Source organism: Shewanella sp. MMG014 (assembly GCF_018100775.1).
In the GTDB taxonomy this organism is placed as follows: Bacteria; Pseudomonadota; Gammaproteobacteria; order Enterobacterales; family Shewanellaceae; genus Shewanella; species Shewanella japonica.
In genome coordinates this window covers 156,519-170,728 of sequence record NZ_JAGJDZ010000007.1, presented here as the reverse complement: position 1 = coordinate 170,728, position 14,210 = coordinate 156,519, and the positions used below count along the sequence as shown (strand labels likewise).

Here is a 14,210-nt window from a genome sequence, read left to right as displayed (position 1 = left end):
GTTGTTCATTAACAAGTTTGATTGATGATGAGTGTGAAGCACGCTTTGTTGGTATAAAATGAAACATTCATTGGTTTATTTTGACGGATAACAAAGAGTTTAGGATCTGAATAAATGAAAAAAATTCTGTATGTTCGCCATGATAAAATTGGTGACTTCACTACCAAGTGGCCAGCGCTGAGTATGCTCAGGCAAGCGATGCCAGATGCTACGATTGACGTATTTGTTGCTCCTGTAGTGAAAAGTTTTGCCGAGGCATGCCCTCATGTGGATAACGTCTTAGTTGATACAGGTGATGATGCGGCTATTGCAGAGCTGATTAAAGAGCAACATTACGATGCAGCTATCGTTTCATTGTCTCAATACCGAGTTTATAAACTACTTAAACCAGCTCGAATTCCTTATGTACTGGTTCCCACGCTAAATTGGTACCAATATCTCTATAAACACAGAACCAACGCACAATATCAAGACGGACTTTCCGTTTGGCGTAGAGCCTGTAATGTTGTTGAATACTTTCTCAAAGAGCACAGTTACGATATTCCAGAAGTGAAGCGACCTTTTTGGGATATGAGCAATAAAAAACACAAGTGGCAAGAGTATTACAATAAACAGGGTGAAGAAAAGTTGATTTTCGCTCACCCTGGAACGGGCGGTTCGTCGGGCGGAGTGCCAGTTAAGTCATTTTCAAATATGCTTATTGATATTAATCAGCGTACTGCGTTAGATTGCCGATTTGTGGTCACTTACAGCGGTCAAGAAGAAGTGCTTGCCGATGAAATGGTTGCCATTTTGTCTGAAAGCGGCATTAAGGTTGAAAAAGCCAAACCACTGCCGAGCTTAAGCGACTTTGCTGAGTCATTAGTGGCTGCAGATATGTTTATCGCAGGTTCGACAGGGCCTTTGCATTTAGCAGGCCTTCATAATGTCCCGACTCTAGGGTTTTATGCTGGCAGACGCTCTGCACCGCATATACGTTGGCAGTCATTATCAGCAGATGATCGCCGTTTAACCTATACGCCGCCTGTTGGCAAAAGAACGGGTCGCAATATGGCGTTAGTTGATTTTGACAAGGCAGCCAATGAGGCTGCAGCGTTTTTAGATTCATTTTATTCAGACGTTAGTCGTTAAGTTAAGGCTATCAAAACAAGATTTGGTTTAAGCGTGATGTATGTTCACGCCAATACACAGGAATTGAGCTTATGATCGTGGTTACAGGTGCTGCAGGATTTATTGGTAGTAATTTAGTTAAATCGCTTAATGAAATGGGCCGTACAGATATCATCGCCGTCGATGATCTTACTGATGGCACGCAAATGTTTAATTTAGCCGATTGCGAAATCGCTGATTACTTAGATAAAGATGCCTTTTTAGCCAGTATTAAAGCGGGCGAGTTTGACGGTAAATTAGAAGTGATTTTCCATCAAGGAGCATGTTCATCGACCACTGAGTGGGATGGCAAGTTTATGATGCAAAACAACTATGAATACTCAAAAGTATTACTGCATTATAGCCAAGCAAATGATGTGCAATTTATTTATGCATCATCGGCATCTGTGTACGGTGGTAGTGACACTTTTGTTGAGAAGCGCGAAGTTGAAAAACCGCTAAATGTGTATGCTTACTCTAAGTTCTTATTTGACCAATACGTCCGTCAACAAGACACAACTGCCCAAGTTGCAGGTCTTCGTTATTTTAACGTTTACGGTCCTAGAGAGCAGCATAAAGGCGGCATGGCGAGTGTAGCATTCCACTTTAATAACCAAATCAAAGCGAACGGCGTTTGTCGTTTATTTGCCGGTGTAGATGGCTATGAAGATGGTCAGCAACTACGTGATTTCGTGTTTGTTGAAGACGTCGTTAAAGTGAACATTTGGTTATGGCAGAACAAGTCGGTGTCTGGCGTGTTTAACTGTGGAACAGGTGAAGCACAAAGCTTTAATGATGTAGCAAATGCCGTTATTCAGTACCATGGTAAAGGCGACATTGAATACATTCCTTTCCCTGATAAATTGAAGGGTGCTTACCAGAGCTACACTCAAGCAGATTTAACCTTGCTTCGTTCAGTGGGTTGCGACCATGTTTTCAAAACGGTTGAACAAGCAGTGCCTGAGTATTTAGATTGGCTAAAAGACCAACATTTTATCGGCCAGTAATCATAGATTGATGGCAAATCTATAAAGCCTTGATGAGTAAATCATCAAGGCTTTTTTATTGGCAAAATCCTAATGCTATTGACTAACCATGCCTTTAAGCACGATATCGTCATAAGTCACAAAGCCAATAATGTTGCTGTTTTCAACCACAGGTGCTTTATTGATTTGGAATTGATCAAATAGCCTAGCGGTATAACGGATATCCATATCTGCGCTGACAGCCATCACGGGCTTTATCATGATTTCATATACGTTAACTCGCTCCGGTGACTTATTTGTTGCGAGGACTTTTCTGGCAATATCGCTGAGCAATAGCATGCCGTATTCGTCATGCTCATTACGCTTGTTGACGACCAAAATAGAGACATTCTGTTCCACCGCGATCGCAATAGCTTCGCTAATGGTCAGCATACCGTCAATCATAGCGTATTGATTCATCAATACATCTCGATTTTTAATAGGCGTTGTCGGCTTCATATTTGATCCTTAATATCATTGGTGAGTTTTTCAACTTGATGAGCAACACCAACGGCATCTTCAACATCAATTTGAATCGCAATACCTTGGCCTGGGTTAGTGTTAAACCCGCCCACCTCGCATATTGTCTCTAAAATATGGCGACTCATATGCTCTTCTACTAGCCATAAAATCACATCACGCTGAACATCTAAGCCTAAGCCCATGAAGGTTTTCTTTTTCTTTAGACCTTCACCTCTAGCATGGTTGATAACTGTGGCGCCAGTGGCGCCAGCTTCTCGGGCGGCATCAAGTACAGTGTCTGTCGTGATGTCGTCAACAAAAGCGATAATTAACTTAAATCGCATTTATTACTCCTTAATGGAATGATTATTTTTTATTGTTGAAGTTGGCACTGCTGAACTAGGAAGTGCCTCTGATATATCTGCTGGAACGGCTGCATTTTTTTCATTGAGCTCAGGTTCATCAATTGCTTGGGATTTTCGTTTATCTAGCCAGGCTACAAGTTGGGCATAGCTCATTACAGCAATAATGGGGAACAAACTGGCAAAAGCGATAAGCCCAAAGCCATCAATAAGTGGATTACGCCCTTCAACATTTGAGGCTAAACCTAAACCTAATGCCGCGACCAGGGGCACGGTAACAGTTGAAGTGGTGACGCCACCTGAATCATACGCGAGTGGGATGATGGATTTAGGTGCGTAGAAGGTTTGGATCACTACCACCACATAACCTGCCATGATGTAATAATGGATTGGGTCACCAACGACGATGCGAAAGCAGCCTAGCGAGATGCCGAAAGCCACGCCAATTGCCACCGAAATACGTAACCCTTGAGTGCTAATCGTGCCACCTGACACTTCGTTCGCTTTAATAGCGACTGCAATCAATGAGGGTTCGGCAATGGTGGTGCTGAATCCAATAGCGGCAGCAAAGACATACACCCATAAATAGTCTTGCCAGATGTAAGGCCCAGCAGAACCATCAGGATGCAAAATTTCTGGTGAGGTTAACTGATTTGCAAGATTTTCACCGATTGGGAACAGCGCCAGTTCGAGTCCGACTAAGAAAAAGCTTAACCCGAAGGTGACATAAACAAACCCAAGCACCACCGTTTTCCAGTTAGCTATAGGACGTTTAAGTACACCTAATTGGAATCCAAATAGAATGATGGCTATCGGGATCACATCTCGCATTGTGAGCAGCAAGGTTTCTAATAACTGATAAAGCCACGTCATTTGGCCTCCTTGGAAAATTGTACCTGCTCATTAAGTAAAGTAATGCCTTTATTGCACATCATTGTCATAACACCATGCCGTAAAGTAAGACAAAAATTACCGGCGTTAAACTTGCAAAAGCAATGAGTCCAAAGCCATCTAACATTGGGTTTCGGCCTTTAATCACAGTGGCTAAGCCCACTCCTAATGCCGTCACTAATGGCACTGTAATCGTTGACGTGGTCACGCCACCCGAGTCATAAGCGATGCCGATGATATTTTCTGGGGCGAAGCTTGTGAGGATCATGACAATAATGTAGCCACCGATGATCAGGTAATGAATTGGCCAGCCTTTAACTATCCTGATTACTCCAAGCAAGATGGCTAAGCCAACGGAGACTGCTACCGTTAATCTCAGTCCCATCGCATAACTGTCCATTGCTGCTTCTGTGGCGGCAATGGCGCCACCTTCTGCTGCGACTTCAGCCGCTTCAGCTGCTACAGCGGTCAGCGCGGGTTCTGCTAGGGTCGTGCCAAAGCCGAGTGAGAAAGAAAAAATGACTAACCAGAATGTGCTACCTTTGCGAGCAAGGGCATGAGCTAAGGACTCACCGATTGGGAATAGGCCCATTTCCAATCCGAACACAAAAAAAGTCAGTCCTAAAACGATAAAGATGACACCGACAAGGATAGAAAAAAGGTTATCAGGAGCTTGTTGGAGGATAAAAATTTCAAAAAAACTCACCACTAAAATAATGGGGACTAAATCTCGAAAACTGCCGAGCATAGATTGTAATAACTTAACTAATCCGCTCATTCCACCTCCTGTGAAAGTTAATAATGACAATCGCTTAAGCGTAATTCCTCGCGTATATGGAAAAGAAAACGCCTTATTGGAATGGTCTAACTTATGTATTCAGTTTGCCAAGGTTACACAGTGAGGCAACAGAAATTTAACAAAAGTTGCAATAGTTTTGAGCTAGATCAATTTGTCTTTGAAAATGTGCGCTAGGTGAATCGAACTGAGGGTATTTGCAATAAACAATCAAACCTAAAAGGTGCTAATTGTGGGGGGAGTCGTACAGTGCGAGGCATGTATAACTAGGGCATTGTAAAGCAAGGGCATTTAAAACTAAGGAGTTAGCGCTAATGGATCTGCTGGGTGCTCAATATTGTATTTATCCAATATTTGTTGGTATTCCCCCGTTTTTTTGAGCTTAGTTAGCCCTTGATTAAACATTTTGGCAGCTTTAGTCGCGCCTTGGTTAAAGCCAACATACAAAGGCAATGGTTCACCGAAGGTACCTGCAAAGCGAATTTGATCATCTAGAGCTAGCTTTTCAGCCGTGTTTTGAATAACCACTTTATTACCCAGCATGACATGAAAGCGGCCTTTGATAAGCCTTTTTAGGTTCATGGTTAACGGCTGGTTTCCAGTCGCAATGTAGAAACGATTTGAATTGGCAATTTTATCGTTTAATCGCTCGCCATAGTCATAACCACGAATGATACCAACTTGCACGTTATCTAAATCTTCAAGCTGGTTAAATTGCCAAGCAAACCCTGTCGTGGTGTAGAAATCTTTGCTTGCATAACCCACAACGACTTCATCAGTATATAAATTAAATTGGCTAACATGCTCTGGCGTGACGGCTAATATTGCATCAATATTTCCGTGTTGTACTTCTTTTAAAGCACGATTAAATGGCACTGCGATAAAATGAACCGGTTGATCCATTTCAGCAAAAGCCCTTTTGGTTAATTCAGTGACATAGCCTGTTTGACCTTCACATACGTAAGGGCACCAAATATCAGATGCGATTAAAAGGGGCTTAGCAGATAAAGACGCTGACCAAAGGCTACTAAGGCACAATAGACATGCTGTAGTGCAAGCGAACAACTTAGTTAAGGCTGTGTTTAGCGTCATTTTCACAATGATATAAATTCCAGTCAGTTTATGTGTTCGCAATTCATAACAGGCCTAACAAGCAACCCATTATTAGTTTGTTGAGTCAATAGAGAACAGTATAACTAAATCTTCCCGAGTAATAAGTTACTTCGTGTACATTTGAAGTCATAAGGTTAAGCAGTGAGTCTAACTCTTTGAGTTATTGTATCTTAAAGCGGCAATCTATTAGATTAAATTTAATCGTTCTTGGTATTTTTGCCACTTTTGTAAAGCGAAATCGTTAATCGTCGTGAGTTATTGATAAGTTATGTAGCAATGCTATCTTCATGCTTTTGTCTCGGCGCAGTTTTCGAGTTGAAGGTGTCTAGAGGCTAATTTGTTTCAAGGTCATGTTGTCCATCTGGTCACATTCTGGTGCTTATTTCATCCTTGTGCGACTGACTATTATTGAGGTTTATATCATGAAATATATTACTTTTACTGAGCCTGGAAGCGCAGAAGTTATGAATATTGCACAATCTCAAGATGACTTAATCACTCAAGCATTAACGTCGGATCAGGTTGTCATTAACGTCCATGCTGCAGGTGTGAACGGCCCCGATATTAAGCAGCGAGAAGGGGCATATCCAGCCCCCAAAGGGGCTAGTCCTATTTTAGGCTTAGAAGTGTCAGGTGAGATTATTGCTGTCGCAGAAGGTGTTTCTCAATGGCAAGTTGGCGATAAAGTATGTGCCTTAGTTCCCGGTGGCGGCTATGCCGAACAAGTCGTGACGTTTGCTAGTCATTGTTTACCTATTCCTAAAGGTTATAGCTTTGAGCAAGCTGCTGCACTACCCGAAACCTGCTTTACGGTTTGGGGCAACATGATGATCAGAGCAGGGTTGAGTAAAGGTGAGTCTGTGTTAATTCACGGTGGCTCAGGTGGTATCGGAACAACAGCAATTCAAATCGCTAAGGCAATGGGAGCACGCGTATTTGTCACTTCTGGTTCTGATGAAAAGTGCCAATATTGTCTGCAACAGGGGGCAGAACTTACCATTAATTATCACACACAAGATTTTGTCGAGCCGATACTTAATGCGACAGATGGCCAAGGAGTCAATGTGGTGTTTGATATAGCGGGTGGAGACTTTGTGAATAAAAACCTCAAAGTGGTGGCAACGGATGGCCGAATGGTGACTGTCGCCATGCAAAGGGGAATAAGAGCTGAAGTGGATATTTTTAGACTCATGGCAAAGCGGATCAGCTGGACAGGTTCCACCTTGAGGCCGCAAAGTGTTGAAGCGAAAGCTGACATTGCTGCAGCACTGAGAGCGCAAATTTGGCCATTACTTGATAGTGGCTCAATTAACATCAAGCTGGATAAGATCTTTGCCTTTGAAGAGGTTATCGCAGCACATCAATATATGGAGTCAGGACAGCATCAAGGTAAAATTGTATTGAAAGTGATATAGAACAGATTTTTTCGAATTGAGAACTTGAAGCTTACGTATTTTGGGCTAAATTTGAGCGTGTATGAGAGGGTTAATTTTCAGCCATATTGTCTGATTATTAGCGATTGATATGCGGGTAGGTGAATCGCCTAGCTCACTATGATATCGATTTTATTGTTGAGTTCAAAATATCAAAAACTTCATAAAACATCAGTTGATTTTTGAAGAAGTTTTTGATTAATTACCCTCAATAGTCATGCGTTAACTGTATGGTTTATTTATTAAACGATGTACTCATCAGTACATTTTTAAAGGTATGTGTTGATTTAAGGGCGTTAGCATATATGTATAACACTGCAAAAAAACAAGTGTGGTTCGGTGAATTAAGAACTGCAAGAGGCACGTCAATCGTCGTTCATGATAACCGTTTACCTGACGCGTCACCTGGACGGATCTACTTATTCAATGCGAGTCGAAATACCATTGGTGAGTATGTCGAAGATATTGTTAAAGTGAATCTTCATGAACTTGATGATGCGCAACTTGCTGCGGCAAAAGCTGAACATGATGCAGCATGGCAAGCCGCTAGAGCTGAGTTTATGGCAAAGCATGAGGCACATATTGAACTATCTTCAGTGCCAGATTCAGCACCTGAAGTGAAAAGTAAGGCGCCGGTTGTTCCCGACGAACCAATGGATGATGTCATGGATGCTGATGACGATATGGAATTTGAAGATACGGGTTTTGAAGCCAGTATGAGTGATGATGGTGGCGACGACAGGTAGCATCAATGTAAAACGGCATTGGTTGACTATAGTATTGTCATTACAATAAAAAAGGCGCTCCCTTCAAGGGTAGCGCCTTTTTTATGGCGAATTCTCAGGGCTTATAGCACACCAAACTCATAGCGAGTGTGATGGTGATAAGTATCACCTGCAGCAATCCACGGCTCACCCGGTAAGTGGGGTTGATTTGGAGAGTCTGGTAGCATCTGCGGCTCAATACATACAGCGCGATGGGATTGATAAATCTCCCCTTTAAAACCTTTTGTTCCCTCAAGGAAGTTTGCCCCATATAGCTGAACGCCAGGCTGATCAGTGTAGATGGTCATAGTGCGGCCGCTTTTAGGGCTTGATAGGCAACCAAAGCGAACAAGATCATGATTTGTCTGAGCTAGAACATAACAATGGTCAAAACCATTGGTAGCGCTTAATGCTGCTCGCTGTGTCTGCTCAGAAAAAGGCGTCGGTTTTGATAAATCTAAGTCGCTGCCGAGCGTTTCATCCATTGAGGTAGGCACGCCGACATCGTTCATGGTTAAATATTGGTGGGCATCGACTTGAATGTGATGATCCACATTCGTCTCACTATCAGCGCCATCTAAATTAAAGTAACTGTGCTGAGTCAAACTAATAGGACAGGCTTTATCGACCTGAGCTTGCATGTCGATGAGTAAATTATTGCCTTCTAAACGGTAGTCTAGCTGAACTTTACATAGCCCAGGAAAGCCCATTTCTCCATCAGGGCTGTCGACCGTTAAACGCACTCCATCAGCTAAGTTTTCCATATGCCACTGCTTTAAATGAAATCCGTCACGACCGCCATGTAAGCAGTTTGTCGCTTGGTTAATGTCTAGTTGATAGTCTTGCCCTTGATAATGCAATTGACCATTAGCGATACGGTTAGAATAGCGACCTGCAATCGCTCCTAAATAGGCTTGCTGAGCTAAGTAGTCAGCGACACTGTCACAACCCAGTACAATGTTCTGACGCTGTCCAAGTTTATCTGCAGTCCATAATTCACGAATGATCCCACCTAGGCTTAGAATTTCGATTGCGATGTTGCCGTTATCGATTCGGACACGTTCGATGCTGCCACCACGAGGGTCTTGCCATGGCTCCAATGCCGTGATTTCAATCATTGTAGTCTCTTCCTGATGAGATAATTAAGCCCTGTGGCAGCCGCTACATTCACTATTAGACACTGCCAACTGATGCTGTAGTGGGTTAGTCGATTCTGCCTGCACCATCACTGGCTGAGCATAAATAAATAATGGCCTCAAGCCCCGTTTGTTCTGGGTATTTGGCTTCAATAGCGTTGACAACAGCATCGGTAAGTTCATGATCAATTAAGGCTACAACGCAGCCATCACTCATACGAACACCGCCACGGTTGCCAATGACGTCTTTAACAATACCGACAAGGGTATCGATTTCTTGCGTGGAAATGTCGAAATCGGTTTTCATTGAGTCATGAGATTGTGCCATCAACTGACTGAAACGTGTTATATCATTTTGCTCAAGTGCTCTAGCAGCATTTACAGTACGTTGATTCTCAGTTAACACATGCCTTGCTCGACAAAATAGCGTGTCACCTAGGGTATGCTTTTCACGATTTAGCTGCACCAAACTGACTTCTCTTAATGACTCAATGGCTAATAGGTCGTTAATTTCGGCACACTCTTTTTTGCGTGCTTCAAATCGTTCTATTAAACTTTGGCGATCGATATGTGGATCGACAATTAATAAACTGAGATTTTCAGGGATCGAGACAGGCTCACTATCAAGCTCTAAACAATCAATGAGCAGGGCATGATCAGCTTCAGCCAAGGCGCTAATGGTTTGATCCATAATACCTGACTCAGTTTTTATAAAGCGGTGTTCGCCACGTTGCGCTATTTGGGCAATAGCAAGTGGTGATAAGTGCAGTTGACTGGCATAGCTGATAGCGGTGCCAAAAGCGACCTCTAAGGCAGCAGAAGATGACATGCCGGCACCTAAAGGCACATTGCCAACAATCGCTAAATCAAGCCCTTTTGCTTTTAGGCCCGATTGAAACATCGACGCGGTAAATCCTTTTAAATAATTACCCCAGCTATTACTGTCTTGGCTGGTACTTTCTTCACCAAATTTCCACTGTATTATCTGACCCGGAAACGCATCAGTTACAGCACGAAATGTATTGTCACTGCGCTCTTTAACAGCGATGACAGTGTGAAAGTTAATTGCAGCGGGTAAAACAAATCCTTCGTTATAATCCGTGTGTTCGCCAATAATATTGACGCGACCTGGTGCTTGATAAAGGTCGTCAGCCGTAGTTCCAAATGTTTGTACAAACAACTTCATGGCTTTTTGAGCAGGATTAGACATACAGTTACAGTTCCAAAGAATGCCGAATTACTTAGATATTTTTACGAGTATCGAATTGACTACTTAACTTTAAACTTAGACTAAATTGAGTTAATTGTCCGATAGATATGTGATTTATATCACGATTGGTCGGAGGTGTAACTAGGATTCACTATTTTGATTCCATTTCTGACCGAAAATGGATATTTATTAAGTAAATTCATGTCGTTTGGTGTAGCCGCTTATCTTAAAGGACTATTCTAATGCGGCTATTATTTCGTTTAAAGAACAACAGCCGTCTAGATTAAACAGTATCAAGCGCCCATTTTAGACAGCCTTGATCATGAATCGAGTTACTCTTTTTTTGTTATTCGTCGACTTAATGCCGACTGACTGATACCTAACATTTGCGCGGCTGCGGTTTGATTATTTGCCGTACGGCTCATTGCTTCATCAATCAAGGCTTGGCTCATATCGGCTAAGGTCGGTAAAGTCTGCGGAAAAATAATCCGATTTCCTTTAGGAGAGTTTGATGATTTAAGTGCATTAATCGCTTCCATAAATGGGGAGATGGTTAACTGCACTCCATCACTGCGACTGACTGCATCGAACACCATGCCTTTGAGCTCATGTAAGTTACCTGGGAAGTCATAATCTTGAAGCTGTGTCGCTAGATCGCTTGGTTGATGCGGCGGTGTTGAGTTCATTTCTTCTGCAGCTTGTGCGATAAAATGATTAATCAACATCGATATATCAAGTTTGCGCTGCCTTAAAGGGGGTAAATGGATTTTATGGGCACGTAAGCGATAGAGCAAATCACGCCTAAATTTACCTTCTTGGCTCAAGGCGAGTAAATCTTGTTGAGTGGAAGCTATGATGCGGCAATTGACTGGATAGGGTCTGTCACTGCCCATTGGGTAATATTGTTTTTGCTGCAAAATATCAACAAGCTTCGCTTGGCATGATAAAGGCAAATCTGCAATCTCATTAAGGTAGAGCAACCCTTTGCCTACTTGGTGTAATGCGCCAGCTTGCGATTGGCCTGGTTCTTGGCTTAAGCGCCCAAAGACCTGAAGTTCAAAAGCGCTTTCACTTATTCCTGCTAAATTGATATTAATAAAAGGTGCATCAGGGCTGCATAACTGATGGCAACTCTTTGCAAATTCATCTTTGCCTGTGCCACTTTCACCGTAAATCAGTATTGGCTCAGGGCTAAAAGCCACCGCTTCTAAATAACGAAATTGATCAAGCAAGGCTGGCTCGCAGGTCAGAATATTATTAAACGCACTGGGCTGGGTTAACGTTTTGCTTAAAAAGCTTTCTTTTATTCTATGGTAATTACGCTCTAGCCCGACGACTTCTAAAGCACGGCGCACCGTTAATGCTAATTCAGCGACATCATCAGTTTTAATAAAGTAATTATAAGCGCCATGTTTAATACAGCGCACCGCTGTTTCTACTTCATTGACACCAGTAACAATAATCACTCGAGTGTTGGGATACTCAAGGCGGATTTGCTCGAGTAAATCCTCGCCCGAATGAAATGGCATCGTTAGATCAAGTAACACAAGGGCGTAGTCAGTGCCTTCTAACCGACTCATCACTTGGCGGCTATCAACACAGGTGTCGATAACAGCTTCTGGTACTAAACGATTTAAGGTCACTGATAGTGTACGTAGCCATGAGGCTTCATCGTCGACGAGTAAGATATTACGTGCGAGTTTCACTGTATTGGCTTCCTGCTATTTGTTGTTGATGAGCTTATTGGCGAAAAAGGCGCAGATTGTTCAGGTTCGATGGCACTAAACACCAAAGTAAACTGACTACCTTGATTGAGTGTTGAAGTGACTTTCATCTCACCGTGATGCTCTTTTAAAATGCGGCTGCACACTGAGAGCCCTAGGCCGCTTCCACCGTATGAGCGACGTGTCGTGAAAAATGGCTCAGTGATCCGCTTCAGCGTCGCTTTGTCCATGCCTGAACCATTATCTTCAACACTGACATAGGCAGCTTTGCCTTTCATTGCTGTACGTAAATGGATATGGCCATTAGTGGTGTCCATGGCATGACATGCATTTTGAATAAGGTTAATTAACACTTGGTGTAACTGCTGGGCGTCGCCTTTGATAATTGGGCTTGGCTCAGCAAGCTCAACGGTAACTTGGAACCGCTTAAGCTGGTTGGCGGTTAAACGCTGGGCTACGTGTACCACTTCATTTAAGCTGGTAGCTTGATGGTTCGCTGACAAATTTGGTAATGCGTAACATTTAAGATCATTAACGATTCTGGAGATGCGTTTAGCACTCTCTTCTACGACCTCATTACTGTGGTTAATCTCGGCGAAAGCCGCTTGAGGATCTAATCCTGCAATTAACCAAAACGGGTTTTGTTGTTGGTAATACTCGGCAGCAGGTTGCAGATCTTTCATTGCCTCGGCAAACAGAGCAATGGAGTGAATAATAATGCCGGTTGGGTTATTAATTTCATGGGCGACACCAGCCGATAACTCGCCTAAAGAGGCTAAGCGACTGGCTTCATCATTGGCTTGGCGCAAATGCTGTTGCTCAGTGTTTTCTTCAAGTAGTACAACGGCTTGCTCGTCAGCAATTGGATGAATTTGCACTTGCCAATACTGAGCAAGATATCCCATGTCAGCAATAAAGGACTTTTTAGAGTCAATGACGCTTTTAACACTTTCAGCTAAATCAAAAGGCGACCCATCAATGTAATGAAACTGGCTATGAGTCAATAACTGATTATTGTCATTACTCCACAGGCACTGCATTTGTTTATCAAAGATGGTCATTCCATGAGGTATACCATCCAGCACAGCTTGGAACTGCTGTGATAATGAACGGATTTTTTGCTCGGCGATTTTACGTTGTTGTAGCTCAAGCGCTAATGCTTCAGAGCGATACTTCAAACTACGGCTTACGGAAAAGGTATACAGCATGCCCATTGCCGAAATTATCGAAATAACAATAGATAAAGTGAGCATCTTTTGGTGAGTTGAGGTGATATCAAACTTTTCTCGTCCCATGCCAAACCATTTATTGACTAATCTGTCATATTCTCCCGAAATTTTCAGTTGCCTTAAAGCATCATTGATTTCTTTCAATAACGGGGCATTGGCAGGATGACTAACAAAGGTAAATGCACCAAAAATTAATGCATCACTGGCGCTGCGCACTGATGGGTATTTGGGTTGTAACCGTCTAGCGACAAAATTCTCCGCTAGGACCACATCCACTTCTTTACTCATCAACATTTGAAAGCCTGTTTCGTACAAATCGACTTTCACTTGGGTGAAATCTTGTGGCTGATTTTTTAGAAAGATATCCACAAAAGCGCCATTTTTAATGGCCACCCGTTTACCAACTAAGTCTGACCAATTATCGATGTAGTCTTCACCTTGCAAAGTAAAGGCTTTGGCATGCGTGGCATACACAGGATCGGATTGCGCCAGTTCTCGACGAAAGTTAACAGGGCTAACAACTGCAATTACATCCACATCACTGTCGTTACTGTGCATGTCACTGACTAATTGCTGAAATGTCTTGCGCCTCACTGTAATAGGCTTGTTCAACAGTAAACCAATGCTTTCCATGAGTTCTACATTAAACCCTTGATCCACGCCATTATCTCGCCACTCAAGCGGCGCAGTTGTGGAGTGCACACCAAACACAATTGCCTCTTCAGCATTAGCAGGTATGGATAGTATTAGCAGTAATAGCGCAAAATATTTCATCAAAGGATAATGGATTTACAAGAGATATTAGCTGCACTTTAGCAAATGATAATCTTCAGAACTGTGGCATTGAGCGTAAATATGACACAAAGATGAACAGTGAGATTCAAGCTTGATTTTAGTCAGTTTATTTCTAAGCTTT

Annotated in this window: 13 protein-coding genes; 4 read left to right on the top strand and 9 right to left on the bottom strand. The window is 42.6% G+C overall.

Annotation, left to right across the window (positions count from 1 at the left end; all coding sequences use genetic code 11):
- Positions 1 to 114: 114 nt before the first annotated feature.
- Together J8L86_RS13055 and rfaD are read left to right on the top strand one after the other, a co-directional pair.
- A complete protein-coding gene (locus J8L86_RS13055) occupies positions 115 to 1,131 on the top strand; it encodes a glycosyltransferase family 9 protein (RefSeq protein ID WP_211030726.1) in 1,017 nt (338 codons plus the stop codon).
- Between the two features lie 71 nt (positions 1,132 to 1,202).
- Positions 1,203 to 2,156: an ADP-glyceromanno-heptose 6-epimerase gene (gene rfaD, locus J8L86_RS13050; RefSeq protein WP_211030724.1), complete on the top strand. Its 954-nt coding sequence runs from the start codon at positions 1,203 to 1,205 to the stop codon at positions 2,154 to 2,156.
- A gap of 75 nt (positions 2,157 to 2,231) precedes the next feature.
- Here the strand turns inward: rfaD and J8L86_RS13045 are convergent, their stop codons facing one another.
- From J8L86_RS13045 to J8L86_RS13025, 5 genes are all read right to left on the bottom strand, one after another.
- Positions 2,232 to 2,633, bottom strand: coding sequence for a CBS domain-containing protein (locus J8L86_RS13045; RefSeq protein ID WP_055022874.1), 402 nt, complete (start codon positions 2,631 to 2,633; stop codon positions 2,232 to 2,234).
- Positions 2,630 to 2,980 (bottom strand): P-II family nitrogen regulator, encoded by a 351-nt coding sequence (locus J8L86_RS13040; RefSeq protein ID WP_055022873.1) that lies wholly within the window; start codon positions 2,978 to 2,980, stop codon positions 2,630 to 2,632. Before J8L86_RS13040 ends, J8L86_RS13045 begins: the two co-directional genes overlap by 4 nt.
- Positions 2,981 to 2,983: 3 nt before the next feature.
- Positions 2,984 to 3,871: a DUF1538 domain-containing protein gene (locus tag J8L86_RS13035; RefSeq protein ID WP_211030723.1), complete on the bottom strand. Its 888-nt coding sequence runs from the start codon at positions 3,869 to 3,871 to the stop codon at positions 2,984 to 2,986.
- Between the two features lie 64 nt (positions 3,872 to 3,935).
- The gene (locus tag J8L86_RS13030) at positions 3,936 to 4,667 is read right to left on the bottom strand and encodes a DUF1538 domain-containing protein (protein ID WP_055022872.1); all 732 of its coding nucleotides are present in this window, start codon (positions 4,665 to 4,667) and stop codon (positions 3,936 to 3,938) included.
- A gap of 315 nt (positions 4,668 to 4,982) precedes the next feature.
- Entirely contained in the window at positions 4,983 to 5,777 is a 795-nt protein-coding gene (locus J8L86_RS13025; protein ID WP_055022871.1) for a transporter substrate-binding domain-containing protein, read from the bottom strand.
- 443 nt (positions 5,778 to 6,220) lie between these two features.
- On the opposite strand from J8L86_RS13025, the gene J8L86_RS13020 reads away from it, so the two are divergent.
- A complete protein-coding gene (locus J8L86_RS13020) occupies positions 6,221 to 7,213 on the top strand; it encodes an NAD(P)H-quinone oxidoreductase (RefSeq protein WP_211030721.1) in 993 nt (330 codons plus the stop codon).
- A gap of 323 nt (positions 7,214 to 7,536) precedes the next feature.
- The gene (locus J8L86_RS13015) at positions 7,537 to 7,977 is read left to right on the top strand and encodes a hypothetical protein (protein ID WP_211030719.1); all 441 of its coding nucleotides are present in this window, start codon (positions 7,537 to 7,539) and stop codon (positions 7,975 to 7,977) included.
- A gap of 101 nt (positions 7,978 to 8,078) precedes the next feature.
- Here J8L86_RS13015 and J8L86_RS13010 read toward each other — a convergent pair whose 3' ends face one another.
- The 4 genes from J8L86_RS13010 to J8L86_RS12995 all read right to left on the bottom strand — a co-directional run bounded on the left by J8L86_RS13010 (position 8,079) and on the right by J8L86_RS12995 (position 14,068).
- Complete coding sequence (locus J8L86_RS13010) at positions 8,079 to 9,113, bottom strand: aldose epimerase family protein (RefSeq protein ID WP_211030717.1); 1,035 nt, start codon at positions 9,111 to 9,113, stop codon at positions 8,079 to 8,081.
- An 85-nt stretch (positions 9,114 to 9,198) separates the two neighbouring features.
- Positions 9,199 to 10,341 (bottom strand): galactokinase, encoded by a 1,143-nt coding sequence (galK, locus tag J8L86_RS13005; RefSeq protein WP_211030715.1) that lies wholly within the window; start codon positions 10,339 to 10,341, stop codon positions 9,199 to 9,201.
- A 332-nt stretch (positions 10,342 to 10,673) separates the two neighbouring features.
- A complete protein-coding gene (locus J8L86_RS21185) occupies positions 10,674 to 12,047 on the bottom strand; it encodes a sigma-54 dependent transcriptional regulator (protein ID WP_065109670.1) in 1,374 nt (457 codons plus the stop codon).
- The gene (locus J8L86_RS12995; RefSeq protein ID WP_211030713.1) at positions 12,044 to 14,068 is read right to left on the bottom strand and encodes a transporter substrate-binding domain-containing protein; all 2,025 of its coding nucleotides are present in this window, start codon (positions 14,066 to 14,068) and stop codon (positions 12,044 to 12,046) included. The genes J8L86_RS21185 and J8L86_RS12995 overlap by 4 nt, the downstream gene beginning before the upstream one ends.
- Positions 14,069 to 14,210: the final 142 nt, after the last annotated feature.